Origin of the sequence: Arthrobacter sp. lap29 (assembly GCF_032458965.1) — a bacterium.
Classification (GTDB): Bacteria; Actinomycetota; Actinomycetes; order Actinomycetales; family Micrococcaceae; genus Specibacter; species Specibacter psychrochitiniphilus.
Map to the genome: position 1 here is coordinate 118,338 of NZ_JAUCEK010000002.1, position 25,050 is coordinate 143,387.

Annotated in this window: 27 protein-coding genes and 1 tRNA gene; 9 read left to right on the forward strand and 19 right to left on the reverse strand. The window is 59.5% G+C overall.

The window, feature by feature from the left end; translation table 11 throughout:
• Positions 1-153 precede the first annotated feature (153 nt).
• From RY113_RS03650 to RY113_RS03675, 7 genes are all read left to right on the forward strand, one after another.
• Positions 154-1,062 carry a DUF4396 domain-containing protein gene (locus RY113_RS03650; RefSeq protein ID WP_315913560.1) on the forward strand — a complete coding sequence of 303 codons (909 nt, stop codon included), beginning with the start codon at positions 154-156 and terminating at the stop codon, positions 1,060-1,062.
• 292 nt (positions 1,063-1,354) lie between these two features.
• Entirely contained in the window at positions 1,355-1,834 is a 480-nt protein-coding gene (locus RY113_RS18485; protein WP_396334208.1) for a DUF4395 family protein, read from the forward strand.
• An 847-nt stretch (positions 1,835-2,681) separates the two neighbouring features.
• Positions 2,682-3,326 carry a helix-turn-helix domain-containing protein gene (locus RY113_RS03655; protein WP_315913561.1) on the forward strand — a complete coding sequence of 215 codons (645 nt, stop codon included), beginning with the start codon at positions 2,682-2,684 and terminating at the stop codon, positions 3,324-3,326.
• Complete coding sequence (locus RY113_RS03660; protein ID WP_315913562.1) at positions 3,323-4,279, forward strand: ABC transporter ATP-binding protein; 957 nt, start codon at positions 3,323-3,325, stop codon at positions 4,277-4,279. The genes RY113_RS03655 and RY113_RS03660 overlap by 4 nt, the downstream gene beginning before the upstream one ends.
• A 47-nt stretch (positions 4,280-4,326) precedes the next feature.
• Complete coding sequence (locus RY113_RS03665) at positions 4,327-5,886, forward strand: hypothetical protein (protein ID WP_315913563.1); 1,560 nt, start codon at positions 4,327-4,329, stop codon at positions 5,884-5,886.
• 756 nt (positions 5,887-6,642) lie between these two features.
• Positions 6,643-6,858: a hypothetical protein gene (locus RY113_RS03670; RefSeq protein ID WP_315913564.1), complete on the forward strand. Its 216-nt coding sequence runs from the start codon at positions 6,643-6,645 to the stop codon at positions 6,856-6,858.
• A gap of 742 nt (positions 6,859-7,600) precedes the next feature.
• Positions 7,601-8,470 carry a tyrosine-type recombinase/integrase gene (locus RY113_RS03675; protein WP_315913565.1) on the forward strand — a complete coding sequence of 290 codons (870 nt, stop codon included), beginning with the start codon at positions 7,601-7,603 and terminating at the stop codon, positions 8,468-8,470.
• Positions 8,471-8,523: 53 nt separating this feature from the next.
• Here RY113_RS03675 and RY113_RS03680 read toward each other — a convergent pair.
• From RY113_RS03680 to RY113_RS03705, 6 genes are all read right to left on the reverse strand, one after another.
• Positions 8,524-8,599 (reverse strand) — tRNA-Arg (locus tag RY113_RS03680).
• A 335-nt stretch (positions 8,600-8,934) separates the two neighbouring features.
• Complete coding sequence (locus RY113_RS03685) at positions 8,935-9,786, reverse strand: hypothetical protein (protein ID WP_315913566.1); 852 nt, start codon at positions 9,784-9,786, stop codon at positions 8,935-8,937.
• Between the two features lie 309 nt (positions 9,787-10,095).
• Positions 10,096-10,410, reverse strand: a complete 315-nt coding sequence (locus tag RY113_RS03690) for a hypothetical protein (RefSeq protein WP_315913567.1) — start codon at positions 10,408-10,410, stop codon at positions 10,096-10,098.
• 140 nt (positions 10,411-10,550) lie between these two features.
• Entirely contained in the window at positions 10,551-11,510 is a 960-nt protein-coding gene (locus tag RY113_RS03695) for a LysM peptidoglycan-binding domain-containing protein (protein WP_315913568.1), read from the reverse strand.
• Between the two features lie 48 nt (positions 11,511-11,558).
• Complete coding sequence (locus RY113_RS03700) at positions 11,559-11,966, reverse strand: hypothetical protein (RefSeq protein WP_315913569.1); 408 nt, start codon at positions 11,964-11,966, stop codon at positions 11,559-11,561.
• Positions 11,963-12,442: a hypothetical protein gene (locus RY113_RS03705; RefSeq protein WP_315913570.1), complete on the reverse strand. Its 480-nt coding sequence runs from the start codon at positions 12,440-12,442 to the stop codon at positions 11,963-11,965. The genes RY113_RS03700 and RY113_RS03705 overlap by 4 nt, the downstream gene beginning before the upstream one ends.
• A gap of 222 nt (positions 12,443-12,664) precedes the next feature.
• Here RY113_RS03705 and RY113_RS03710 point away from each other — a divergent pair, with 222 nt between their 5' ends.
• Entirely contained in the window at positions 12,665-12,817 is a 153-nt protein-coding gene (locus tag RY113_RS03710; protein WP_315913571.1) for a hypothetical protein, read from the forward strand.
• Positions 12,818-12,844: 27 nt separating this feature from the next.
• Complete coding sequence (locus RY113_RS03715) at positions 12,845-13,318, forward strand: hypothetical protein (protein ID WP_315913572.1); 474 nt, start codon at positions 12,845-12,847, stop codon at positions 13,316-13,318.
• Here RY113_RS03715 and RY113_RS03720 read toward each other — a convergent pair.
• The 13 genes from RY113_RS03720 to RY113_RS03780 all read right to left on the reverse strand — a co-directional run bounded on the left by RY113_RS03720 (position 13,311) and on the right by RY113_RS03780 (position 25,050).
• Positions 13,311-15,203, reverse strand: a complete 1,893-nt coding sequence (locus RY113_RS03720; RefSeq protein ID WP_315913573.1) for a glycerophosphodiester phosphodiesterase family protein — start codon at positions 15,201-15,203, stop codon at positions 13,311-13,313. The genes RY113_RS03715 and RY113_RS03720 overlap by 8 nt on opposite strands.
• A 63-nt stretch (positions 15,204-15,266) precedes the next feature.
• On the reverse strand, positions 15,267-16,217 hold the full coding sequence (locus tag RY113_RS03725; RefSeq protein WP_315913574.1) for a hypothetical protein: 951 nt from the start codon (positions 16,215-16,217) through the stop codon (positions 15,267-15,269).
• Positions 16,217-17,344 (reverse strand): Gp37-like protein, encoded by a 1,128-nt coding sequence (locus tag RY113_RS03730; protein WP_315913575.1) that lies wholly within the window; start codon positions 17,342-17,344, stop codon positions 16,217-16,219. Before RY113_RS03730 ends, RY113_RS03725 begins: the two co-directional genes overlap by 1 nt.
• A gap of 1 nt (position 17,345) precedes the next feature.
• Positions 17,346-18,293: a phage tail domain-containing protein gene (locus RY113_RS03735; RefSeq protein ID WP_315913576.1), complete on the reverse strand. Its 948-nt coding sequence runs from the start codon at positions 18,291-18,293 to the stop codon at positions 17,346-17,348.
• The gene (locus tag RY113_RS03740) at positions 18,290-21,415 is read right to left on the reverse strand and encodes a tape measure protein (RefSeq protein ID WP_315913577.1); all 3,126 of its coding nucleotides are present in this window, start codon (positions 21,413-21,415) and stop codon (positions 18,290-18,292) included. The genes RY113_RS03735 and RY113_RS03740 overlap by 4 nt, the downstream gene beginning before the upstream one ends.
• Before the next feature lie 18 nt (positions 21,416-21,433).
• Positions 21,434-21,634, reverse strand: a complete 201-nt coding sequence (locus RY113_RS03745; RefSeq protein ID WP_315913578.1) for a hypothetical protein — start codon at positions 21,632-21,634, stop codon at positions 21,434-21,436.
• A 167-nt stretch (positions 21,635-21,801) separates the two neighbouring features.
• Positions 21,802-22,242, reverse strand: a complete 441-nt coding sequence (locus RY113_RS03750) for a hypothetical protein (RefSeq protein ID WP_315913579.1) — start codon at positions 22,240-22,242, stop codon at positions 21,802-21,804.
• 99 nt (positions 22,243-22,341) lie between these two features.
• Positions 22,342-23,154, reverse strand: a complete 813-nt coding sequence (locus RY113_RS03755) for an IPT/TIG domain-containing protein (RefSeq protein ID WP_315913580.1) — start codon at positions 23,152-23,154, stop codon at positions 22,342-22,344.
• Positions 23,155-23,226: 72 nt separating this feature from the next.
• On the reverse strand, positions 23,227-23,652 hold the full coding sequence (locus tag RY113_RS03760; RefSeq protein WP_315913581.1) for a hypothetical protein: 426 nt from the start codon (positions 23,650-23,652) through the stop codon (positions 23,227-23,229).
• On the reverse strand, positions 23,645-23,917 hold the full coding sequence (locus tag RY113_RS03765; RefSeq protein ID WP_315913810.1) for an HK97 gp10 family phage protein: 273 nt from the start codon (positions 23,915-23,917) through the stop codon (positions 23,645-23,647). Before RY113_RS03765 ends, RY113_RS03760 begins: the two co-directional genes overlap by 8 nt.
• Complete coding sequence (locus RY113_RS03770; RefSeq protein WP_315913582.1) at positions 23,917-24,231, reverse strand: hypothetical protein; 315 nt, start codon at positions 24,229-24,231, stop codon at positions 23,917-23,919. The genes RY113_RS03765 and RY113_RS03770 overlap by 1 nt, the downstream gene beginning before the upstream one ends.
• Before the next feature lie 51 nt (positions 24,232-24,282).
• A complete protein-coding gene (locus RY113_RS03775) occupies positions 24,283-24,723 on the reverse strand; it encodes a Gp19/Gp15/Gp42 family protein (RefSeq protein ID WP_315913583.1) in 441 nt (146 codons plus the stop codon).
• 15 nt (positions 24,724-24,738) lie between these two features.
• Positions 24,739-25,050, reverse strand: a complete 312-nt coding sequence (locus RY113_RS03780; protein ID WP_315913584.1) for a hypothetical protein — start codon at positions 25,048-25,050, stop codon at positions 24,739-24,741.

Below are 25,050 nucleotides of genomic sequence, written 5' to 3' on the forward strand. Positions count from 1 at the left end.
GCAGAGTGTCGAAGGCTTCCATCGCAGGCGGTGATGGTCATCCAGTAACCATCTCCCCTCCGAACCATGACTCTATTGGCCTCATGGGGGTGGGTCGGCGATGGAGGCTTCGAGCCACTGACATGGCCTCGGGAAGATGAAGGAGTGAACACGGTGCTTGATGGGATTATGGTGCTCTGGTTCGTAGAAGTGGCTGCCTCGGTGGTCTTTGTTGCGATAGACATTCTTCGAACACCCGAATCGCCAGTACTGAAGTGGGGATTCGTCGTCGTCGTCCTTTTCACAGGCCCCATCGGGCTGGTGCTTTATGTCCTCTCATGCCGAGAACCCTTGCCCGGTCTTCACGCCGACTATGTCCGTGCACGATGGCGTCAGGTTGTCGGATCCACCATGCACTGCGTCGCCGGAGACGGGATCGGCATTCTGGTCGCCGCCGCCGTCCTCGCACCGCTTCGGCTGCCGGCGTGGGTTGACGTCCTAGGCGAATACGGACTTGGTTTCCTCTTCGGCTGGACAATTTTCCAAGCACTCTTCATGCGGGGCATGGCGGGGGGCAACTACGCTCTCAGCCTTCGAATGACGTTTCTGCCCGAGTTCGTCTCGATGAACGGACTGATGGGGGGAATGATCGCCTTGAGCGTCCCGTGGCGCCAAGCAGCCGGGATGCTGGCAACCCCAACCCATTCCCAATTCTGGTTTATCTTCTCCATGTCCCTCACACTCGGGTTCGCCGTGACCTACCCGTTGAACTGGTGGCTTGTCTCAGCAGGCCTCAAACACGGAATGATGACGATTCACCCCGATGGAAAACCAGTTCCGATCGCTGCGGGTTTAGCCCTTGCCGGTGTTGCTCTCAGCGCTAACGGTAACGGGCCCGCGAACGCGCGCCACAATGCCGTGCCGGGTCTCAGCAGGGTATCCAAAGAAAGTCCCGCCGATCAAGGAAGGACAACGGTGAAGGCGGCTCGAATCGAGAAGTCTTGGATGATGATCGTCAGCCTCGTGCTCCTCAGCCTCGGTGTATTCATTGCCGGAACATATGGATCCCTCACCGGTCGGTAGCCGGAAGCGGCCCGGCAGACCGCCACCGCTTCACGCCCTGGGCAGCGGCCGCGACCTGGCCATTACCCGTTGTGGTCCGCGCCCCCTTCAATCCGTACCGTACGCTGCGAATACCTGACGCCGGATACTTCTGCGAATGCGTCCTGCAACGGAGGCACTGACGGACCAGGGAAGGAGGTTTGAGGTGCCCATCAGATGAATTACGTCTCGAACGCTAGGAACACCGTCGCACGCAGTATAGACATTAACGACGGAACCACGTCGTTTTTCAACCATGATGAGGAAACCAAAAATGATCAATGAATTCACGAAGAACAATCTAGATAAGCAAGGATTTGGGAATCTTGATGAGGACGCCAAGTCTTGCTATGCGTGGCCCCTGAGATTCTCGCCTGGAGTGGGCACCGTCCTAATTATCGTCGGATTGGCTTTGCAGTCGCCCACTTTTCTTGGGATAGGGGCAATCGTCCCACTTAGCGGAGCACTGTTTCCTCGCGGAATGATTCTTGATCTGGTTTACAATTTGGGCGTCCGACGTCTATTTCATGGGCCAGCGCTTCCTCCGACGCCGACGCCACGACGGTTCTCGTACTTGCTGTCCACCGTGCTGCTGACGGGCTCGGCCTTGTCCTTCCACTACGGGCTATCAACGTTGGGAATCCTCCTCGGGGGAGCAGTCGCTCTAGGGGGACTAATGCTCACCACAACCCATTGGTGTCTCGGGTCGTGGATCTACAGATTATTTTTCCGACATTCCGTGGCGAGGTCATAACTACAGGAGCATCAACGCGGCGCGGTATCTTCACCATTACTGCCAGGTGGCACCGGCATAACTATGGGGAAGGACATTTCTCATCATTGGTGTTGTCTCAGCGTGTCGGGTATGCCCTGGGTGCTTTTCCGTGGTGTGATCCTCGCCGACGTTGCCATGCCGGGGTAGGGTGAGTCACCCATCAATGTGAGCAGACCGCCAGAGCCGGCGCGGCCGAACACCACGAGCAAGGTATGCCTAATCAGAGACTAGAAACCCTCACTGATGCGATGACCGCTTGAACTTGCCGAACGCGCTGCGGAACAGTGCAAAGTAGGCAGAAGAGCGCCACTGAATTGCGGGGACTGGTCTTCCTCGGACTCTAGATGAATTTTCCAAAGGGTCCGGCAGCATCGGACGGAATCTGCTCTCGTCTAATGGAAATAGAGATGGCCAGAAGTACGATCCCAACCATCAGAACAAGAACAGCAACACCAAGGAGTCCTTGATCACTTCCGGTGGCTGGGCAGCCCGCAGAACTGTCGTCAATCTCAGGGCAGCTCCTCCAGGGTTGTAAAAACATTACAAAACCGCCGGCTAGTCCTGCGAGAGTGAGCACGGTTCCTAATGTCGCGTACACGGTCTTTCTGGAAGACCTCATGCTTCATCAAAACACGGCCACAGTCGTCTCTCCATGCCCCCTTAGGTGGAACGCTCAACGGGCCGTATTTCGACCTGATCCGAGAAGCGGAATTGAGGTCGATTGCGCCTACGTCGGCGCGAGCTGTGACTGTCCCACGGGTCCCGTCACAGGTTTCCTCGACAGCACCTCTTGTCAATGACAAAACAAGCGTTTAGTATATTGAATATGAGTTTAATGCCGGATGCACGTGATCTGACCGCCCGCTCGAACATCCGTAACGCCGCGCTGCGGATGTTCGCAGAGCGCGGGCACGATGCGGTGACGGTTCGTGAGATCGCTACCGGCGCGGGGGTGTCGCCGGGTCTCGTGGTGCACCATTTCGGCAGCAAGGACGGTTTACGGGCCGCCGTGGACGCACACGCGACGGAGTCCTTCGATGCGGTCTTCGCCGAATTTGGGGCTGAGGATCTTGCCCAGGTGCTCGCCAGCGGCGAAACTACGACCTCGGTCGCGGAGGCATTCGCCCGGGCTTTCCCGCCCGGGTCCCCTCTGCCGGCATACTTGCGCCGCCTGCTGCTGACCAACGACCCGGCGGGGGCTGCGATCTTTGGCCGGTGGTACGCCGTCACCCGGCGGGTGTTGGACGCCATGGTTGAGCTGGGGGCCGCAGCACCCGGCGAGGACCCGGCCGTCCAAGCGGCGTTTCTGCTGGTCAACGACCTCGCCGTGATCCTGCTGCGTGACCAGATCGCCACCGCGATCGGCGAGGACCCGCTGGCGCCTGCGGGTATCGAACGGTGGACCAGAACCGCTGCCGCTGTCTATGCCAACGGCGCGTTCCCGCCACCTTCGAAGGAGCCCCCGTCATGACCGATACCACCCCAGTAATCTGCCTCGAGGGGCTCACCAAGCACTTCGGGCGGGTCCGCGCCCTTGACGGCCTGGACCTAGCGGTTCTTCCAGGTGAGGTGCACGGCTTCCTCGGGCCCAACGGTGCGGGCAAGTCCACCACGATCCGTGTCCTGCTTGGACTCATGAGGGCCACCTCGGGCCACGCCGAGCTGTTCGGCGGCGACCCTTGGCACGACGCACCGCGGCTGCACCGCCGGCTGGCCTACGTCGCTGGCGACGTCGCCCTCTGGCCGGGGCTGACTGGGGGCCAGTGCCTCGACGTGCTGGGCTCCACCCATGGCTCCGTCGACGAACGCCGTCGTGCCGACCTCGTGGAGCAGTTCCAGCTTGATCCCACCAAGAGGGTCCGGGACTACTCCAAGGGCAACCACCAGAAAGTGGCCCTCATCGCGGCACTGGCGGCCGACGCCGAGCTGTTGGTGCTCGATGAGCCTACCTCGGGTCTCGACCCGCTCATGGAACAGGCGTTCCAACAGTGCGTTCGCGACCGGCGTGAGCACGGCGTGACCGTGCTGCTGTCCAGTCACATCATGGGCGAGGTGGAGGCCCTAGCGGACCGGGTGAGCATCATCCGGCGCGGGCGCACCGTCACCTGCGGCACACTTGCGGACTTGCGCCGGCACGCCCTGACTGCCGTTCACGCCGTCACCGTGGCCGACCCCGGAGCGCTGACCGATATCGAGGGCCTCGCGGACCCGCAGCGCGAGCGGCTCGACGAGCTCACGGACTCCCGGTTCACCATCGATCCCGACCATCTCGACGCGGCCATCGGACGGCTACACGCGGCGGGCATCCACACGCTCACGGTCACTCCTCCCAGTCTCGGCGCCCTGTTCCTGCAGAGCTACGGCGAGACCCTGGATCCCGACGAGAGCGCTGACGAAGAGAACGTTACGGAGGCCGCGCCGTGAACGGAAGGCACCTGGCCGCTAACGACCGCCCGCGTGGTTTGGGAACAATGCTGCGCATCGCCGCCCGCCTTCAGCGGCGCACCGCCGTGTTGTGGGTTTTGGCGCTGGTCGCGGGCATGGTCGGCACCGCAGCCGGAGTTGCTGCGCTCTACGACACCGCTGCCAAGATCCACACCTACGCCTCGGCCGTCACCACCGGCAGCGCCCTGGTCGCGATCAACGGGAAGGTGGAGGGCATCGACTCCCTCGGCGGGGTGATACAGGATGAGTTCGGCTTCATGGTCGCCTTCTTGATGCCGCTGCTCGGTATTAGCTTGGTGGCCAGGGCGACACGAGGTGAAGAGGAGTCGGGCAGGCTTGAACTGCTGCTCGGTGGCCGTATTGCCCGCCACCAGCCCCTGGTGGCGGCGATCCTGACGACGACCGTCACGATCGCCGCCTCTGCAGTGCTGTTTGCCGTCGGGCTGGCGGTCTTCGGCGTCCCGCTAGCCGGCGCGGTCCTCTACGCCCTCTCTCTGGGTGCTCTTGCTTTTGTCTTCGCTGGTTTGGCGGCACTGCTGGCCCAATTCACCCCGCACACCCGAGGAGTTTACACCTGGAGTCTGATCCTCCTCGCTGTGTCCTACGCCCTGCGCGGCATAGGTGACGTGACCAAGACTTGGGTGAGCTGGCTCTCCCCTCTGGGCTGGACGGAAAAGGCGGCGCCGTTCGGCGACCAGCGTTGGTGGGTCTTGGCCATCCCCCTCGTGGTCGGCCTTTCCTTGGCCGCCGCGGCGACGTGGCTGGCCGACCGCCGCGATCTGGGAAGCGCCCTGGCCCGGGGCGGTGCCGGCCCTGACCATGCCACCAGGTGGTTGCGCAGCCCGATCGGGTTCGCGCTCTGGATCCACCGGCCTGCCATCGTTGGCTGGTTGACCGGGGGCGTGCTGCTTGCCGGGATGATGGGTGCCCTGTCTCACCAGTTCCTCGACGCGATGGCGGGCAACCCTGCTCTTGGCCTGGCCCTCGGCATCGGCCAAGGCAGGCCCGTGGACGGCTTCGTCGCGGCCACCCAGCTCTATCTGGCCGTCATCGCGGCCGGATACCTCATCCAGACCATTGGCACGCTCCGATCCGAGGAGAGCAACGGCCGACTGGAGACCCGTCTCTCCGGGACGCTCTCCCGCCGCCGCTGGTTGGTTTCGCACGCAGTGGTGCTGCTGGGAGGCCTTATCACGATCGTGCTCGGCTCCTCGCTCGTTCTGGGCCTGGCGACTTCGCTGTCCACTGGCGAGATGACTGAGTTCGGCCCAGCGCTGATGTCTGGACTGGCCTACTTGCCAGCCGAGCTGGTGCTCGCTGGGCTGGCTCTGGCGGTCTACGGGATGCATCCGCGGCTGTTCGGCATCGCCTGGGCCGCTTATGCTGCGATGACGTTCATCGCGTTCCTCGGTCCTGGTCTGAAGTTCAGCCAGTGGGTGCTAGATCTCTCGCCGACCACCCACGTGGGCAACCCGCCAATGGGCGCGGTCCAGACCGGAGCGCTCATCGTGATGTCCGCGGTCGCAGCGGTCCTCGTCGCGGTCGGGTTCACTGCCTTCCGGGAGCGAGGTGTGCCCCAGAGCTGAGGAGTTGGTGACCTAATGAGCACCAAGCGGCATTTCCGGTGCTCGCCAAAGCGTGAACGAAGCCAGATTTCGAGCTGGACCAAGCGACCGTAAGAGGGTCCTTGACCGGTCTCACATGCTCCGGCCCTGCGTCATTGTAAAGTCCAGCCCGCCACCGTTCCGTATGACCCGTCCAGTGAAGTGACCGGTGATGATGCCCTAAGTGCAACACCCTAAAGTCTCAGGACTTCAGGGCAACTACGCGTTTCGTCGACCGGCCGGCGGCAGCGGAGCCGAATACGTACTTCGACCGCCTGAGCGGCCCGGCAATCGTCTGGGATGACGCCGCAAATGCCTGTCTTGGAGCGAAAAAGGGGAGCTAGTCATTTTGAAAAGGGGGAGTGGAACTTGAAGAAGATTTTGACGAATTGGGGGAGTAAAAGGGGAGTTGGCCCCAAATGGCTCTGACCTGCGAGGTATAACCGCAGGTCAGAGGCCCGTTGTGCCCCGGGCCGGACTCGAACCGGCGGCCAAGAGATTACATGGCAGAGGGTTCAGAGGGCGCGGGCAATGTTGTCCCCCTCTGGGGCCAGCGCCCCGCTGAGCCTGACTTTGAAGATTACGAGTGGGCGGTGGCGGCAGCATGATGCGCCAGCTGTTTACTCGACTGCGCCGGGCCTTCCCGCGCTCCACATACCACCACCGAGCCAATGGGCCCGTGGTCACCAATCATGGCGAACCCGCTAACGTCTACGTCTGGGGAACCAAATGCCCGTCATGACCGCACCTGAACGCCACGCGCTGGAAGCCGCCTACAGCGCAGCGAAGGACGCCGCCGAGCAGGCACAGGCCGAAGTCACTACTGCCCGGCAAATGGGCGCACAGCGAGCCGTCGTGAATGTCCTGAGGGATGCGTACTGGGAAGCCAACGACGCCGCCAATGAGGCGCTCGACTACTGGGCCGCTGCGGTGGACGAGTGGGCCACTAACTAACACACCCGTTTTAACTCATAAACCCGGCCAGTGCTACTAACACTGTCCGGGTGAGGCAATCAGCCATGCGAAACACCTGATTGCGTATCCAGTCTAACTGGCCACGTTCTTTCCGGCTACCCATATGTCTGCATTGCCTCCTCGACATACGTATCGAGGCGGTAAGGCAACCCCGCCTGGTCCACTGTGACCACACAACACGCTAAGCCCGCACTGGGGCTGCTTACTGGGTCAGAGCCAGATCTTTATCGAGCGTACGGGCAGGGGCGATAAAGCGTGCAGTAAAGACGTGAATGCGAAGAAGTGCCAAGTCCGACCGTGAAGCCTTTCTAAGGGGCTCTCACCAGATCCGTACGCATTTGCCGCCACTGCTCTGGAGTAATGCCCAGAGTGCTGATACGACACGACCGATGACCGACGCGACCGACGCGGTGACCATTGATCCTGACTTCAGTTCTGTAAGTCCCCTCCCTAACCAATTGTTACGGAGCGGGGCGAAGCAGGCTGAAGTCTCTCCTCCCAACTCCCTCTACTCCCTCTGCGGTGGCAGCAAAACAAGGAAACAAGCAGAAAAGAAAAAAGAAAAACAAGCAACCAGCACGAACACTGTTCACTAACCTAAAGGACAGGTCAAAAAGTTCCAGTTCATCACTGAAAAACGGTCTCTGATTTCAGCTATAAATTAGCAACCAAACCCGCACGCCCCACTACCGGGGCCCTGATTACCCTGGGGGGTAACAGCATGCAAACAGACAAAACACTGAGCTACTGGGCGGCCTGCATGAAAGCAGAAGACCTCACCGAACGCAGCATCCGAGAACGCATGATCTTTTTCCGCCGCCTCGCCCGCGAACTCGGAGACTTCAACACCATCACCAGGACAGAACTCATCCACTGGCTCGCCAGCAAAGACTGGGCCACCGCCACCCGCGTCAACTACCGCTCCACACTCCACATCTTCTTCACCTGGCTACAAGACGAAGGCCTACGGCAGGACAACCCCGCAGCCCGGCTCCCCAAGGTCAAGACCCGCACCAAGGAACCCAACCCCTTCACCATCGACGAGATTCAAACACTCCTAGACTCAGGGATCTACGCGAGCACGAGAACGATGGTCGGGCTTCACTACTACCTCGGCCTCAGAGTCTCCGAGATAGCCCGCGTCCACGGCCACGACATCAACTGGGACAGACGCACCATCACCACCCTAGGCAAAGGTCGCAAGGAAGTCACCCTGCCCGTCCCAGCAGCAGCCTGGATGATGTTCCTCTCCATGCCCCGCAACGGCTACTGGTTCCCCAACCGGGCCGCGAACAAACACTTCGGCGCGGGGGAGGGCCACATCCTAGGAGGGTCAGTATCCACACTGCTCTGCGACGCCATCAAAAGAGCCGGCCTCAACCACCGAGCCCACGACCTCCGCGCCGCCACCGCCACAGAAATGAACCGCGCCCAGGTCACTGCCTTCGTTGTCCAAAAAGGAATGCGACACACCAACATGGACACCACCACTAGGTACATGGGCATCGACATCGAACAAATCAGGGATGGCCTTGAACAGCTGCCTGCTCTACGGATGCCCGAGCACTCCGGCCGGCGCCTCGCAGCCTAGCCGCAGACACACAAAAGCGGGGCCAGCCATGAGGCTGGCCCCGCTTCGTAATGTGGTGCCCCCGGAGGGATTCGAACCCCCGACTGTCGGATTAGAAGGCCGCTACTCTATCCCCTGAGTTACGAGGGCAAGCACCGCGAATAAGCTTAGCAGGGGCAAAGCTGCTGAGGCGAATGGAAAAGAGAATGGCCTCAATGCCGTTGCTCTGAGACCATTCGTAGCTTTGTGTTGGCTAGCAGCTGGCAAGCTCGACCGTGCGACCGGTGAAATACCGTGAGTGCGTCTGATGAACAGTGTCCAGCGAATCACTGTTCAGTGATACGACTTCCCATTGGGCGCTAGGACGATTCCGCTCCCGCTCAAGCCGAAATTTTAGAGCATCCCGGTGGCCCTCAGCCCCAGGGAACTCGGTGACCTGATGATCACCCGTTGCTCTGTTGTACTCAATCACGAATCCAGGCATTTTAGTTCCTCCCGTTGCTTCGCATGCTATCAAACATTTCTTGGGTACTGCGCATCAATGTACCAAGTTCTGATTCCATGTCCCCAACGTCTTTGATCATCGCCAAGAACCACTTCTCTTCTTTCTCAAAGCTCTTACGCCGCCGCCTCTTCTGCCCGCGGGGGAGATTTTTGTACCCGGCCCTAAGCTGGTTGAGCCGTTCCTCGCCCGCGGGAAAAGTGTTTTTGAGGGTCTCGAGCCTCCTGATGTTGCCCGTAGATAAATTCTGGACAGTTTGAACAAATACCCTTGATTCCGGGTCATGGGGGAGTTCACCGTATCTAATATCACGACCGTAGACGTCTGCCGCCGATTCGTACATATTCGCCCAGGCGCTTTGCAAATGCGTCCGCACCTGCACCTCAACACGGGTGGGAAGGCGTAGCCAAATGTGCACGGCACGATACCCGCTGTGCGGTTCCAGCCTTAGGTCCCTGACGCATGTAGTTGGGTCATGATCAAAGAGACCCGCAATGGCATTGACCACCGCGTCCTGTTCGTCCAAGGTCATCTCTGCTTCGAACCGGACGCCAGCTACGTCTTGGATATTTTGCAAGCCAACGGCGGGATCACGTTGCAGTTTCTGTCGGAGTGTGTCAATGGTCTTCGGCCGGGAAGTTACCTCATACCGTCGGCCACCCAGCAGAGACTCCCAGTCAAGCCCGTCGATCAGGCGTTGGGTTTCCGCAGCAACGTCGTTGTAGAAAACCATCACATCGTCATATCTGGGAACAGCCGCTGGCGCATCCTCTCCTTTGAGAATGCACTTACCGAGTTTCTTCAGTTTTTCGTTTGACCAGGGCGCTTTGTACATACTCAATTCTTACAGCTATTTGGGGTGGACTCGGTGTCGTCTCCTGCTGAAAGATGGCCTGTGACCATGGTCCGGAAAGCATGTAAGGTGTCTCACCTCGGCGGTAACGCGGGTTCGAATCCCGCTGGGGTCACAAGCAAGGCCGGAAACCTAAGGGTTTCCGGCCTTTTTGCTGTGTTATTGGAAGGACCCTTTTTGGGGAAGTAACCATTAAGTCGCCAGTTAATCCGGTAGGTACCGATAAGTTCCGCTCAACCCAAAAGCAAAAAAGCGCCCCACCCGGTCAAGGGTGGGGCGCTTTTTATGTGGTCAGGCTCGGTGATCGGGGCCGCCGTCGTCGTCCGTGAGCTGGCCGCGTTGTTCGAGGATGGTGGCCCACCATCGCATGATAGTGGTGTATGCGAGTTGCTGGGCCCCGTAGACCATCAGGATAGTCGTGATGACGTCTCCGCCCTGGGTAATGCTGCCAGTGATGTACAGGTACGCAATGGCGAGGGTAGCGGCTACGAGGATCGGAACGGCAACCTTGGCAGTCTTAGTCCATGCCTCATTCTTAGCGCGGGAGATCGCCAGTGGGGAGGCGATGGTGAGTAATGCCAGGATGACGGTGGAGAGAGTTTCCATTCAAAGACTCCTTGAAAATAGATCGAGCATGAAGGCGGCGATGGACACAAGGCCGAGACAGGCCAGCCAAAGAGCAAGCCATGCTGCGGCGGCCGAGGCCACAAGGACCCCGACCGCAACGACCATGCTGGGCTTGGTCCTCACCAGAGCCGGATCTTCTGCTGGGGATGAATCACGTACGGGGCCGGGATGCCGTTGAGCTTGGCGATGTTCTGCCACGACACCCCGAACTGCTTACCAATTGAAGAGAGCGTGTCGCCCGGGGAAGCCCAGCAGTACTGCGGCACGGCCGGCTTGTTGGTAACAGGAATGTTTAGCTTCTGGCCGACCGCTATGGCGTTGGGTTTGGGTAATTTGTTGAGCGCCTGGATGGCTGTCACGGTGGTGCCGAACTGTGTAGCTATAGACGTGAGCGTGTCACCCCTGTTGACAGTGGCCACGAACGATGATGCAGGGGCAGGCTTGGCGGTTGCCGGTTTGGATGGGGTGGGGGCGGGCTTTGTCGGAGCCTTTGACCATGCAGCGATTTGCGCATTGATCGAGTTACGCAGCCCGTCCATTCCACCGGGCCAGCCTGCCGGATCGATCTTGCCAGCATCGGAGTACTCGAAGTGACCCATCTGCAGCCGCTGCGAAGCAGGCAGGCTGGCCATGTACGCCATCTCAAGTGCAGCACCAAGCTTGGGCGCCGCGGCCAATTGTGCGGCTGTCCAGTCCCATGGGGCTGTTCCGCTGGATTCCATCTCAACGCCGAGCATGTGCCAGTTGCCAGCGTTAACCGGGATCCCCGGCGCCGAGCCAGTGCCCGCATGGTTTGCGAGCCCACCGGCAACCACGTACACAGTGCCGTCACGTCCCAGCCCAAGCTGTGACAGTGGCCCGGCAAGGTTCTCATGCCCATTGGCGAGGACGTTCAGCGTCGGCATGTTTCCATTCGCTGGGTTGCGGGCACCAGGGGTTGCTGTGTGGTGCCACAACACGCCCCGGAAGTCCACCAGCTTGTTGCCTTTATAGCCACGAGGCTTCCAGCCGGACACCTCCACCACCTTGAGGCCACGAGCGCGGAGCACATCCGCCAGGTTGTTCAGATTCAGAGTCATGCCGTTCCCCTTTCAAAGGGCAAAAGAAAAGCCACCAGGTTAGGTGGCTTAGTCGGTTGTACGTGGGCGATCGGGCGGATGATCTTGGGCTCGGTGGTGTTCCCACCGTGCGGAGAGATCGTCCCATGCTTCGGTGAAGATTTGCAGGGCACGTCGCAGATGGCTGATGGTGCGGTCTTGTTCCCTGATACGTGTCTCTAATGACTCGACGCGGCCGGTGAGCTGCTGCCGTGCCTCCCGCTCGATGTCCATATCAGCCCGCAGACGGTCGGAGTTCTCTTGAGCGGCCACGGCTATGATCATTGCCATCTGCTGGGACTTCTCTGCAACAGCTAGATCCGCGTCACGCTGACGGACCGGCGCGTCACTACGTGATTGTCGGTACGTCCAGAAACCGCCACCACCAAGGATGCCCAGCACACCAATGATGATTGCGACGATTCCGGCTTCACTCACTGGTCCCTACCCTTCACTTCGGCAATGGTGCGGCGCGTACTTTTCTCAATGAGAACAATCGACCAGCACCGCAAAGCGGCACCAGCTCCCAGCGAAAGGGGAACTCCCCAGGAGAAAACGGATGCGGGGTAATGCCAAGAAACGGATAGGGCATAGGTTATGAATCCGCCGGCAGCCAGTAACCATCCGAGCCGTTCAAGAGCCCAGCCCTTGGAGACGTTGTCACCTGCCCAGTTCAGGCCGATCAAAGCCAGCAACCCGCCTGTACCGAGGAACCCCGAGACAAGAATGACCACCGCCCACGGCATTTTGTCCATGGACTTAGAGGGGATGAACTCGGGAACAAGAATGGACAGGGCCACCAGGACCGCGAACACGATCGCGACCAGGGCCACCGTCGTGTCCATCGGGTGCACAAGAAGCCGGTCACGCCATGAAGGCGGATTCCTCAGCGGCTGGTAAACATGGGTGGGCATTGGGGCACCTTTCTGTAGGCATGACAAAGGCCCCCCTGCCTGATGCTGAGGGGCCTTACTGGGAGGGGAACATAACCGGATTTATTGAACCCTTACCGGCTGCGTTCAAGTAGGTGCGGATGGCGGCCGGTGAAGAGGCTGGCACCGGCTATTCAGTTTCTATACAGTTGCTGTTCAGCCGCCATTCAGTTGCCACGCATCCGACAGATCTAGAGTCTGGGTATGAGACAACTAGGTGAAGCCACGCGCCGCTTCGTAGCAAGACATATTGTTGCCGATGACCCCTATCCCGAGCTGTCCCGTCTTGACCTGATGGATAGAGTCTTCCTTGAAGTTGACGCGCCAAGCCGCTTTGGCCCTTGCTGGATTTATTGAGCCCTTGGGGGTCGGTATGATTCGGCTATGACTTCTACTTTTCAGACTCCTGTTGGCCCTGCCGAAAACCTGCAGATGAAACTAGTCCAGGCGCAGAAGCTTCCTGGGGTTGGACCGCTCGTTCGGATGGTGCTGAAGCTCCGTGGCGTGCAAATTCCGCCGCATACTTTTACCCAGCGTCCCCATCTTCCTCATGTCGGCCCCATCGTGGTGCACGAAAAGACTCGTTTCGGAAAGAATGTGACGCTTTTTCATAACGTAACCATCGGGCGTGGCAACGTCTGGGAGGAGCCTCATCCTGATTTTGAAGGATTCCAGATCAATGACCACGCTGTGCTGTGCGCTGGTGCCGTCATCGTGGGGACCAAAGGCACCGTCACTGTGGGCGAGGGAACCGTAGTCGGGGCTAACGCTGTACTGACCCAGTCCACGGGTGACTGGGAAGTATGGGCTGGCTCCCCGGCCCGCAAGGTCGGGGAGCGCAGCCGTCCGGTTAGCTGATGACGAGGTTTTTGAACATACCAACACCGTCAGCGGTGGAGAACCGGGTCAAGCGAATGTAGCTACCCCGGCATGTTGCGTCCGTGACGGTGGCAACGGCTGAGCTGGTGTCGGTGCGTTGGACTGTGAATCCGGTAGGGGTCACAGTGATGCGCAAGTGCGCGAAGTTCCCTGCCACGAATGCTGGGGTGGACAGGTTCCCCGTCATCGGTCCGGTAGAGCCAGTTGCTTTGGTTACCCGATAGATTTCGATGCTGCCGTTAGCCCTAACGTGGGCTTGGTAGCATTCGGGGTAACCGTCCGGGTTGTTGGTGCGTTGGAAGTCGTAGTTCCGGTCACTGTCAATGGCGAAGTTCACTTGTAGGGCCTTGGCCATGTCTGTTGGTAGGGTTTTCCACCCCAGGTCAAGGTCGATGGTGTACGTTCCTGCTGCTGCGGCGATCGGCAGCACTTCGCCGGGGGTGATGATCTCTATTGCCCCGGCGCTCTGGTCAAGTACGAGCGCACCGTTTTCGATCTTCGGACGCACGGTGCGATTCGTATTCAGACCATGCCCCCAGACGCCTTGAATCCACGAGTCACGCTTACGCATTGCCTTGGTTGCTTTGACGTATACAGGGTTGTCGCTGCTGATTCCTTGCACGCCCATCGCGAGTACCCTATCGCGCTCTGATCTGCGCTCTACTGCGTAGACGGTCACAGACTTTCCGGTTGCTACCAGTGTAGATATGTCGGCGTCTGTTGCACCGGCTGATACTGCCAGGTAGTTCACACCGGCCGCAACTACGGAAGCAACGGATGGGCTTGCGATTGAGATGTTCCAGAAAAACCAAACCTCATAACCACGAGCCACGGCAGCTTGTGCGACAGCGAGGTTGTTCGTCTCAATCTGGACACTGTTCTCCACATGGGCAGTTTCGGCGGCGTCAAGCATGGCGTCAAGCGTCCCTGCATCTTTCGGTTCAATCTGCAAAACCCGTTGTGGGCCGAACTCTGCCAACATCTGCTGCAAAGTTGCGGGCGGAGAAACGTTCTTCCACGGGATCTTTGCCGCCGCGTTCAGGGACAAGAACGCGGGAAGAGTGTAGTCGGATACAAGTCCCGTGCCGTCCGTTGTGCGGTTCACCGTGTCATCGTGCATGGCCACGAGTGCGCCGTCAGCGGTGCGCTGAATGTCAGCTTCCAGAATGTCAATGCCAGTAGCTGCGGCAATCCTGAACCCCTCCATGCTCTGCTCTGGGGCCATGTTCGCCCCGCCTCGGTGTGCGATGTAATACGGGATTGGGAGCTTCGCCAGCAGGTCTGGTGATGACTGCTGATAACGGGCATCACCTTGGGATTGGGTGATCTTGTCAGCCGTGGCCTGCCCAATAGTGGCAATAAGTGCCCTGCCGGTAGCCGTTTCCGGATTGCCCACCAACGCCGCCGTGATCACATCTGCCGGCGCCCCAACCAGGGCAGCCGACGCGGCCGCAGCAGCCGCTGCGGCTTGGGCATCACCCACAGCACCGGCAAGAGCCTCAGTAACCGTGGCAGTCGCTTCAGCCGCGGCGGTTTCGGCGCTTTGAGCTGACGCCTGGGCTGCGGCACGGGCGGCTACAGCTTCTTCCTTCATTCCCTGGTAAGACTCGAAGGTGCCGCTGAAGCCGCCTCCTTCCCATGCGACCTGGTCGAGGGTGGCATGGGCGAAGGTGGAGCCGAAGCCGTTGGCGTTGGTGGGGGTGGGGTTGGCCAAGATGAGGCCGGTGCTGGCGTCGGTGATGATCAGTGGGGTCATGGACGCGTCGCCTGGTGCGAAGATCAGGATTGATGCGTTCGTGGCGACGTTGGACGTGTTGGCTGGGTCGGCAGCGAAAATCTGCTTGAAAATGTATGGTCCGGGCATGTGTGCCTCCTGGCATGAGAAAGGCCGCCAGTGTGTGGCGGCCGAGAGGATTGGGTGTTGGGGTTACCAGCCCACGACCGTGACGCACAGCCCTATCACGCCATAGCCGTTGGCCCAGTTGTCTGAGGCTTGCCTGCGGGCACGGAACTTGACTCGAGCCAGAGAGATCCCCGCGATGGTGGGGACATGTGCAAACTGGATAGCGCCGGCTTCGCCTGATAGCTGCACGGAGTAGATGCCGTCAAAGTTGGGGACGCCGCCATAACCGAACCAAATTCCCCCCACCCCGTTGGCATCCGTGGCGGGCGATGCGGTGCGGTTCTCCCCTCCAGCCCCGGAGGATACAGCTAGGTAGCCGGTCCATGTTCGCACTGGAGAGCCCGCCGGGCGTGATCCTCCAACGATGGAATTTGAGACTTCAATAGCTAGGGTCTCTCGCTCCCAGCCCCAAGAACCGTTTCTGGTGGGCTGATACCTCCATGTCACGCCATTGATCATGACGTCGGCCCCTGGACGGGCGAGGTAATCCATGGCAAGGGAGCTGGCAGCGATCATCCCGCCATTACCTGCCCAACACCGAAGATCAATGATCTCTTGGACAACAGTCTGCCCGGCTTGCACTCTGCACAAGGCGAGCGGCTGGTCAGATTCCACACCTGGCGTATTGGAACGCTCAGGGAGTGCCGTCGTTGCCGAGCCGGGAATAACGATCGGAGCTGTCGTTGCCGGCGCGGACCAGTTCCGGCGCCGCGCCACCAAAAACCACTGAGAGCCCGACTCAACCAGGGGAAGCGCCATGGTCTCGTACTCTGCGGTTATGTCCATGACGCCATCGCCGCAGCCGGTACCAGCATTGATGCGAATACCGCGGTCCAGACCGCCTTGGACCGAAACCCGCCAGTCTTCAACACCGGCCACAGAGAATCGAGCAGCCGCCGCGGCAGGCAACCAAAACGCGAGCGCTGCTGCGTTGACGGATCCTGGGTATCCGTAGCTCGTGGGAGGGGTGGCCATTAGGTTCCTGCTTTCAGGTCGTGGACGCCTCGTGCGAGGGTCGTTATTGCTTTCATGAGTTGGTCCATGGGGTCATCCTTGGGGCCGATGGTGGATGAGAGTTTAAGGCCGCCAGCACGGTTCCAGGAGAACGTCATTTCCTGTAGGACGTCGGTTACGGTAATGCCGGTTCCGACGCGGGCGGTGACAAGGTCGCCGACGTGGACTCCTTTGGGCCCGCCGTAGCGAAAACGTTCTGTTTCAGCCAGCTCCACGGTGAGTGTGCCTCGAGGTGCTGTTTCATCGAGAGTTTCTTGCCCACGCATGAGGTAGGTCGTTCCGTCTGCCGTGTCGCGGGCATCTCGGAACACTTCGATGATGTCTCCCCACGCCGTTTCCAGTGGGGTGTCCTTGACTGTCTCGAATACTCGAAGGTCTCCTTGCCCTTGACCGCCTATGACTACTCTGGTGGCGTCGGGGCCTGTTCCACTGAATGACCATTTCTGGATGACCCGTGACTGTTCTGTGAGGACGTTCGGGTAGATGCTGGGCACGTAGGCGTCCAATACCAGCCTGCCGGCGGTCATGGCCACGCTGACCCCTATCCCGGCTGTGTCTACAGCGGGGAATAGGCGGTCGTAGAGCGGGTGCATGCGGAAGGATGCTTCGATGTTGGCGCCGCGACCCAGATCAGGAGCGATCGTGAGAGGGAACCCAAGACGGGCGACGGCGTTCTTAGCCACCACGTCTTTGAGTACTGTCTCGGCCGGGCGCCTACCGATCGAGTAGTACGTTCCATCGTCACCTTGCTGCGTGATCAGCTTCCCTGGGGCTGGCCAGCCTAGAACGTTGTGCAGTATCCGAAAATCTGATTGCATCTCATAGACCAGGTCTCCGGTCATCCCGGGCCCGGCGCCGGATGGTGCCCGGATGGGGCCGGTCATGAGGGGCTCGCCCCTGAACTTGATCCCGAGTCGTGCCCCGGTGCCACCCAGCAAAGCGGCGCGTTTATGATTCGCGGCCACTGTGAGCGTGGCCTCGGAGATGGCATTATGCCGGACTGTGCCCGCGATCGACTTCAAGTCACCAAGCGGCGCTTTCCACTTGCAGTCCTTATCGTAAATATCGACCCTGAACGGGACAGCCACTTCATACCCCCATCAGGTAGTACGTCGGGAATTTCGCCTCAACGCTGCCAGTGCCATCTAGTGCCAGATTGAGCTGCACATCCTCGCCGGGTGGCAGTGCCGGGTAATTGAACTCCGTCAGCTGCTCCATGACGTCCACACCATCGAGCTCGGCGGTGAGACGGCGTGGGTCCGTGTCAATGACTAGCCTCGAGCCAGCCGCGATAGGGAACGGCACCGTCGTCGTATCTTCACCAATACCGACGACGGCGGTTGTCGATGGTCCATTGATTGTCCAAGTAACAAAAGTGTCAACATCTCCCGGATTCGTCACCGTAGCCGTTGATAGCTGAGCCGATGACGAGATGAAGAAATCAGGGCCGAATCCTGTTGGGCCGAAGAAATCCACCTGTTCGCCAACATCCCACGACCGAACAACACTCACTCCTTCCCAGAATGGCTGTTCCGGGAATAGTTCGATCCCGTAAGCTTCCCAGCCACGCTTCGCCGGATCGGTGGCATAGGAGTGTCCACCGTCTGATACGAACCTCAAGCGCAACGAGAACTTCTCCCCGGTGGGTAGCTCTACAGTCCACACGCCCGTGGTGCCTGGACGCATCGTCTTCCAGAACGCCTTGTGCCGGGCCAACCACGCTTTGGTGCTCGGCTGATCATCGGCGGCAGAGCCTGAATAGATGATGAAATGCCAATAGACCTTCCTGCCCGTTGCCAACCATCCGTCCCACTCCGACCCGTGCACCACTGGAGAATCATGGGTGTAGTTGAGGATGTCCGGCATGCCCAGCCCCTCCAACCCATCGGCCAAAAGAGCTGCTCCGGATCGGGGATCACTAATCGGCCAGATGGACCCGTCCCATCCCGTCCATGTGTGCTTGATTCCCTGCCACGGAATAAAGACATCGGGAATAGGTGGGGCGTACGGGGCTCCATAAGCAAAATTCACGCTCATACCGCCACCGCCACCCTCCGCAAGTTAGCCAACGACGACGAGCGCCTGATCTTCGTATACAACTCGTCCCCCACCTTTTCTGGATCCCAACCAACATTCCCGATGATCTGAACCAGCGGACCTGCGAGCCCAGCATCACGCTGGGTGCTCGTCTGGGTGCCGGCGGTACCTGTACTTGATGTTGGTGTGCTCGTTATCCCGGCGCGGATCGTTGCTGAGACATCCCCGAGTGTGGACTTCAAGTCAGGAATCCCTGCTCTGAGGGACTTATTGAGTCCCCCCATGATCCAGCCGCCGGCAGGGACTAAGAGCGCCCTGTCATAGGCTTCTGGGCCCTTGTGGTCGGCAATCCATTTGCCAATGCCGCCGACGAAGTTCTTCACGCTCTCAAATCCGGCAGTTAACCCATTCAAGAAACCTTGAATGATGTTTCTACCGGCTTCAGAGAGCAAACTTCCGACACTGCCGAGAGCTGAAACGATCCGGCCCGGTAGGCCAGTCACCCATGACACCAGCTCGAGGAACTTGGACACGGCCGCGTCCTTGACGGAGCCAATCCACTGCCCCATCCGGATGTGAAGCTGGGCGATGGCGATGATTCCATTGAGGACTCGGCCGGGTATGCCGGAGATCCACGAGACGATGCTGTTCCACACCGACATGACCGTGTCCCGTACAGAGTTCCAACCGCCAGAGAGGAGCGCCTTTACCTGGGCCATCGCCACAGTGAAGATAGCAGTCAACGTTGCCCAGGCATTGCCCACAATCGCGCCGATAGCGGCAAACGCACCCGTGAAATAGCCCTTGATCTTTTCCCATGCTGAAGCAATGAGGCCGCCTATGGCCCCAAAGTTTCCAGTGAAGACAGCAATCAGAATCGCGAGTGCCGTGGCGACAATGGTTTGGATGATGTTCCAAGCGGTGGAGAACACCACTTGAATCACTGCCCAGACGGTTTGAATGACCGTCAACACCATGCCGATGTATGTCGTTACGACTGTGACGATCACTGCCCAGGCGATCTGAATAATTTGCTGGATCGCCGCCCACACAGGGGTAATGAATCCGAGGAAGCCCTGCCAGACTCCATCCCACCAGCCCAAGAATCCGGCCATGACGCCTTGGAACCAAGAAACGAAGCCCTGCCAAATAGTCTTGAGGAATCCGGTAACGGCACCCCAGTTCTTGACCAGCAGGATAATCCCGGCAATCAGCGCCACAATGGCCAGCACCACCAGTGCGATTGGGTTCGCGCTCATGACGGCGTTGAATAATCCAGTGGCAGCTGTAGCGACTCCCGTAGCCGCCGCGCCCGCCAGCGTTGCTATCCTTCCGGCAACGATGGCAGCCTTCTGCCGGGCCATTGTGACCACGTTGAGGTTGAGCGCCGTCGTCGTTGTTCCAATGGCACGGGCGTGCTGGTTCTCCAACGTCACAGCGATAATTCGGGCTGCGTTATTGGCCAGATTCACTGGAGTCATGAGAACTTGAGCGGCTGTCAACGCAAGATGTGCTTGGCCAAGTGCGCTGCTGGCGATCTTCCAGGCAATGTATCCGGCCACGATTGCTGGCATCCACGCGATGATCGTGTCAACGTGCTTGGCCAAGAACGCCAGCGAGGTTGTGAGGATGTTGAGGCTGACCCCACCGAGCTTGACCAAAGCAGCCCCGATATTTGGCAGCTGCTCCCCAAATGATTTGAAAGCTGGCAACAGAGTTTGGATCGAGTCACCAATACTGCCCAACGATTTACCAGCGTTACCGCCAGCGCCACTCAGCGAAGCGGTAAAGGCGCTGAAGCTTGAGAAATCCAAAGCCTTGAACGCATCCACCACGGGCCGGGTCGCGTTAGCTACCCGCTCCATGAAGCCGGGAAAACCGGAGGAGGTCACATCGCCGTCGTTCGCGGCCCACGCAGCCTGAAACGCCCAGATCCCGCCACGCATTTCAATGAACGCAGACTTAGTGATGAAAGCCAGCCGCTCCATGAATCCGGGGAACCCGGACGAGGTCACATCACCATCAAAAGCTTCCCAGGATGCCTGAAAGGCCCAGATTCCGCCGCGCATTTCCTTGAAGACATTCCCGGCGATTTCCCCGAAGCGCTGGACCCTTCCCATCGCTCCGGATGCTTCAACATTGGACATACCCTGCTGGAACCCTGCAACAAACAGCGCCACTCGGGTATACAGCGAATTGAAGGCTGCGAGCGCTTTGGTTGAGAATCCTTCGATGGCTGGCCCGGCTTTGCCTTGGAACCATTTGCCGAAGGCCTCTGCTGCGGGCTTGATCTTGTCGTTCATGCCGTCAAGGGTTGCTGTGACCTGGTTGAATACGCCTTTGAAGAGGGGGAAGAAGCCGCTGGACATGGTGACACCCACGCGGGAGAGAGCAGCGCCCATGTTCGCAAATGCGCCCTTGGTGGTGTCGCCTGATTTCTTGGCTGCTCCACCGAGGTTCTCTGTCAGGACCTTCTCGAAGGTGGCGGCGTCAACTTTGCCTTTGGAGACCATGGAGGTCATTTCCTCGGCCGTCACACCGTATTCTTTGGCGAGCATCTGCAGGACACCGACGCCGCGGTCACCGAACTGGTTCAACACGTCGTTGGTCACCTTGCCGGTGTTGGTGACCTTGCCCATGATCTGGCCCATCTCACCCATGCCGGTTCCGGCAATGGTTGCCGCGTCAGCGACCAGAGAGAGATATTCAGACATCCGCTTGCCTGGCTCAATGCCAGATGCGAGCGCGGTGGAAGCTACCGTGGCCGCCTCGCCCATGCCGAAGGCTGTTCCCTTGACAGAGGTCATGGCCGAGTCCATGGCGGACTTCACGGTTTCCGTGGAGTTTCCTAAGCCGGACATCTTTGCTGTTGCGTCTTCGATCTGTAGCTGGCGGCTAATACCGCCTTTGACCGCGATAGCGGCAATACCAGCAGCAAGGCCGCCAGCTACAGCGAGGGACTTTCCAACGAACGCGCCCAGACCTTTGATGCCGTTGCCAAATGCAGCAGCGAAGCGGTTACTCGAGGACTTGCCCGTGGTCTCTACTTCACTATCGACCGTGGAGCGGAACCCGCCCATGACGGGGACAATCTCAACTTCACCCTGACCGGCTTTTGTCATCGATGTCGCCTCGCTTTCTTACTGTGGACGCACCTGCCCGAAAGCTGAGTGAGCGTTGAGGGTCGATTTCGCCACTGACAACTCTTCGTCGGTGACTTCTTGCGGTGTATCCGGGGTATCCCACGGCCATGGCATCGTGATGGGTTTCTCACCTTCGCCGAGAACCGCGTTCTGCACCGTCACGTAGAGGGCGCCGGCAAACATCGTGTCCATGGACATGGGGTACTGCCACCCATTTACTGAGGCATGTACATGGGTGCCTTGCTCGTTCAAAAGCCCGCTTACCAGGCTGATGGCCCGGCCCCACGCAATGGTGGTGCCGATACCAGCAGCGTCGAGTGTGAACCGTGTTTGAAAGTCGTACGTGACGGCGTCTTTGTGCTCCTCTACGAACCGGAGGAGCCACCCAATTTTCCCAACGACGCACCGAACCGCTCGCCCACGGCCTCAATCCACTGCATGATCAATTCCATGGACTCAGCACCGTCACGCAACGCCATGATGGGATCACGAACATCTGCGTGCATGATCTCGTTGCGGATATACGGCAATGACTCTTTCTCCGTCATGTCTTCTAACTCAGAGAGCTTTTCGAACTTCTCAAGAGGCAGACGCAGATCCAAGGACACTTCGCCCTCGCTGGTCTGGCACTTGAGGGAATGCTCTACTACGGCGAACTTCGGCTTAGCACCAGCGGGCTTGGACTTGGCGTTCGCACGCTTGGGCGTCGGGGTGCCCTTAGGCGCGGTTGGGGTCTTTGCTGCAGCCTTGGCGGCAACGAGGTTCTTGGAACTGCCGGTGGGTACGGTCTGCTCGGTGGTGGTCATGATGATGCTCCTTCAACGATGGGTGGGAGATGGGTTGGTGCTGGTCCCGGCGCCCACCCATCAAAGGGACGCCGGGACCAGGTCAAAGGGGGCGGCTACTTAGCCGCGGGTGTAAGGGAAAGTTGCCGTGCCGGAAGGGGTTGTGACGGTGATCTGCGCCGACCCTGCCGACCCGGCAGGCATAACAGCGGTCAACGAAGTGTTTGAAACCGCCACGAACGAGGTGGCATTCGCGGCACCGAACTTCACCGCAGTGGCGCCAGTGAACCCAGAGCCAGTGATCGTCACAGTGGCCGCAGCGGCAGCAGCGGCAGGAGTCGCCCCCGAGATGGAAACAACCACGGCTCCCGGCATGATCAGCCACTCACCAAAGTGCCGGCCACCGACCAGATCAGAACGGTTGATCTTGTAAGTAGTCTCGTAGCCCATAACATCGCCACGCTTGGACTTCACTTCCTTCACGGAAAGAACATTCACATCCGGAGCCCAACGACGCCGGATCGTGCCGTTCTTGAAGATTTCCTCCGAAAACATCGAGTACTTCGTATCGGTGCCGCCGGCATCGATCGTCATGTACCCGTTCTCATCAGCAACCTGGCCACGGATGATCGAGCGGACCGTCTCGTCCGTCTGGGCGTAAGTCTGAGAAACCTCAGCCTTAGCCAGCCCCGACGGCAGCGTGTATCCCTCCTGCCAAAACTCCACAGGGTCACCGTCGGCCTCGAGCGTCCACTCAGGGCCGCCGTCATCGGTCAGCAGCCCCGGCACCAGATAAGCCGGGTCAAGAGTGAACCCGACGACGGAGCCCTCGACAGGGCTCGGACCAGCGGTTCCCTCAGGGGCAAATCCCATGCGGCCCGTTACTGGAATACCTACGGCTGATACATCATTACCTTTGGCATCTTTTGCCATAACTTTTCCTCCAAACTAGGAAAGCCACCCACGGCGTGGATGGCTTGAAGTGAACTGGGTGTGGCGGTGATGCTATTCGAAAGGCTGACCAACAACAGCCAGCTCAAACGTCAAGTAGTAGCTCGGCTGGCCGCTTTCCTCCCGGATCCGGTACGGGCCACCGGCACGCAGCACGGCAGCAACCGGATTGCTCGGATCAACCCGGGCAGAATCAGAGATGATCATCTTCACCAGGAGCGCCAGCGCTTTCGCCTCCGAACCCTGACTAGGATCATCCCCAGCAAGGACCGTGACCCCGATCTGAGTCTGAGACGTAATGATCGACGTCGACGGGCCGCCATTGTCCATCACCACAACCGTCTTCGCCCGGGCCGGAGAAGGGAACGCGTTCGAGATAAACACGCCCTGAGTGATCGGTGTCCCAATAAGCGCCAGTTCCTGACGAATGAATCCCGTCAGGAACAGTTCAACGTCGGCATCGAGAACACGGCTACCCACCGCCGGTCACCTGCCCCAACGCCCGGGCAAGGTTGCCTGTCCTTGACTCAACGAGCATTGAATGCGGGCTTGAGGCAACCACGGCGGCCACCGTTCGCTTGCCCCGGCGTTTGACCACGACATGAATACTGTCCCGGTAAGCACCCGAATCAACAGGCGCCGTGGCCTTCGATGTGCCGGCCACATTGTTGGCAATCCCGGTAACAATGTTGACGACCTCCGCAGAGTTGAGGATCTCGGGAAAGAAGTTCTCATTCCACTTCATCACCCCACCACTTTCTTGACCGGGAGTTCATCGCCTGGGCGCCACCCGGTGAAGGGATTCTTCCAAGCAGCGGTCTCCCCAGTGACTTCCCAGAGTCCTTGGCTGTCCCTGATCCGGTCTGCTGGTAGAACATCCATCCCCGGCGGACCGTAAACACTCATTGATGTGATGACTGTCTGCCGGTTCGAGGTCTGTTGCTCCGTCGTGGAGGACGGAGCAACAGATGCACCTTCGATAGCAAGCTCATCAGGGTCAGCCCAGCTACCCTGTGTCATCTCACCGGAGTATGGATCTTGAACAAGCTTGCGGCGCATTCTCGTGATCGTCTCACCGTGTGGCAAAGGGAACATGGACCACATGGGCGCTCACTTCCTCTCCTCGGGCCAAAGGGAGATACTTTCGTACCTCCCGGATGGCGGAAAGTCACCGACCGGAATCGGTGCAGACGTTCCTCCGGAGTCTTCGAATACCTCAACCATCCAGTCTTCGAATTCGAAAAGACCGCGAACCCCAGACTGCAGAGTTACTTGCTGGCTGTATGGACCCGCGCCCTGTGACCAAGACTTCGCATTGTGGACTGGTGGGGCATCGAGTTTAGGAAGCACAAGATCTACTACAACGTCCTTGACGTCGTCTTCACCAAGCTCACCAGTGGCAATGCGCGCGTCGACGGTCTTCCACCGACGCCGAATCTTTCGTGAAGCCACACCCAAGTAATACTCGGCCCGCGTCTTCTCCGCAGCTTTGAGAGGACGCCAGGCAGCTTCCAAATCTTCGACTAATGCGAGCGGTGTTGATACTGCCATGGCGTCCCCTCCTTCCTACTTGGCTGCGGCCTTCGCGGCTGCAGCCTTGTCGGCGGTCGCCTTCGCGGTGGCTGCGTCTGCCTTTTCCTTGGCTGCTGCAGCCGCCACAGCTTCAGTCGCGGCCTCGGCCTTTTCAGCTGCGGAGTCATCCTCTACGGGCTTGACGAGTCCGATCAAGCCACGCTGGGCCAGCGCGTCCAAGGTTGCCTGTTCGACGCCCTCCGGAATGATGCCACCAGCACGGATCAGCCGCGCCACACGGTTGCCATCAGCTGGGCCGATAGATACCTTGACGACGTTCGCTTTCGCGACATATGAATCAGTCAT

Bases quoted from the DNA above. Each gene is read 5' to 3' on its own strand.
- RY113_RS18485 (WP_396334208.1), top strand. From the start codon at position 1,355: ATGATCAATGAATTCACGAAGAACAATCTAGATAAGCAAGGATTTGGG.
- RY113_RS03655 (WP_315913561.1), top strand. From the start codon at position 2,682: ATGAGTTTAATGCCGGATGCACGTGATCTGACCGCCCGCTCGAACATC.
- RY113_RS03660 (WP_315913562.1), top strand. From the start codon at position 3,323: ATGACCGATACCACCCCAGTAATCTGCCTCGAGGGGCTCACCAAGCAC.
- RY113_RS03665 (WP_315913563.1), top strand. From the start codon at position 4,327: ATGCTGCGCATCGCCGCCCGCCTTCAGCGGCGCACCGCCGTGTTGTGG.
- RY113_RS03670 (WP_315913564.1), top strand. From the start codon at position 6,643: ATGACCGCACCTGAACGCCACGCGCTGGAAGCCGCCTACAGCGCAGCG.
- RY113_RS03675 (WP_315913565.1), top strand. From the start codon at position 7,601: ATGCAAACAGACAAAACACTGAGCTACTGGGCGGCCTGCATGAAAGCA.
- RY113_RS03685 (WP_315913566.1), bottom strand. From the start codon at position 9,786: ATGTACAAAGCGCCCTGGTCAAACGAAAAACTGAAGAAACTCGGTAAG.
- RY113_RS03690 (WP_315913567.1), bottom strand. From the start codon at position 10,410: ATGGAAACTCTCTCCACCGTCATCCTGGCATTACTCACCATCGCCTCC.
- RY113_RS03695 (WP_315913568.1), bottom strand. From the start codon at position 11,510: ATGACTCTGAATCTGAACAACCTGGCGGATGTGCTCCGCGCTCGTGGC.
- RY113_RS03705 (WP_315913570.1), bottom strand. From the start codon at position 12,442: ATGCCCACCCATGTTTACCAGCCGCTGAGGAATCCGCCTTCATGGCGT.
- RY113_RS03710 (WP_315913571.1), top strand. From the start codon at position 12,665: ATGAGACAACTAGGTGAAGCCACGCGCCGCTTCGTAGCAAGACATATT.
- RY113_RS03715 (WP_315913572.1), top strand. From the start codon at position 12,845: ATGACTTCTACTTTTCAGACTCCTGTTGGCCCTGCCGAAAACCTGCAG.
- RY113_RS03720 (WP_315913573.1), bottom strand. From the start codon at position 15,203: ATGCCCGGACCATACATTTTCAAGCAGATTTTCGCTGCCGACCCAGCC.
- RY113_RS03725 (WP_315913574.1), bottom strand. From the start codon at position 16,217: ATGGCCACCCCTCCCACGAGCTACGGATACCCAGGATCCGTCAACGCA.
- RY113_RS03735 (WP_315913576.1), bottom strand. From the start codon at position 18,293: ATGAGCGTGAATTTTGCTTATGGAGCCCCGTACGCCCCACCTATTCCC.
- RY113_RS03740 (WP_315913577.1), bottom strand. From the start codon at position 21,415: ATGACAAAAGCCGGTCAGGGTGAAGTTGAGATTGTCCCCGTCATGGGC.
- RY113_RS03745 (WP_315913578.1), bottom strand. From the start codon at position 21,634: ATGTCCATGGACACGATGTTTGCCGGCGCCCTCTACGTGACGGTGCAG.
- RY113_RS03750 (WP_315913579.1), bottom strand. From the start codon at position 22,242: ATGACCACCACCGAGCAGACCGTACCCACCGGCAGTTCCAAGAACCTC.
- RY113_RS03755 (WP_315913580.1), bottom strand. From the start codon at position 23,154: ATGGCAAAAGATGCCAAAGGTAATGATGTATCAGCCGTAGGTATTCCA.
- RY113_RS03765 (WP_315913810.1), bottom strand. From the start codon at position 23,917: ATGAAGTGGAATGAGAACTTCTTTCCCGAGATCCTCAACTCTGCGGAG.
- RY113_RS03770 (WP_315913582.1), bottom strand. From the start codon at position 24,231: ATGCGCCGCAAGCTTGTTCAAGATCCATACTCCGGTGAGATGACACAG.
- RY113_RS03775 (WP_315913583.1), bottom strand. From the start codon at position 24,723: ATGGCAGTATCAACACCGCTCGCATTAGTCGAAGATTTGGAAGCTGCC.
- RY113_RS03780 (WP_315913584.1), bottom strand. From the start codon at position 25,050: ATGACTGATTCATATGTCGCGAAAGCGAACGTCGTCAAGGTATCTATC.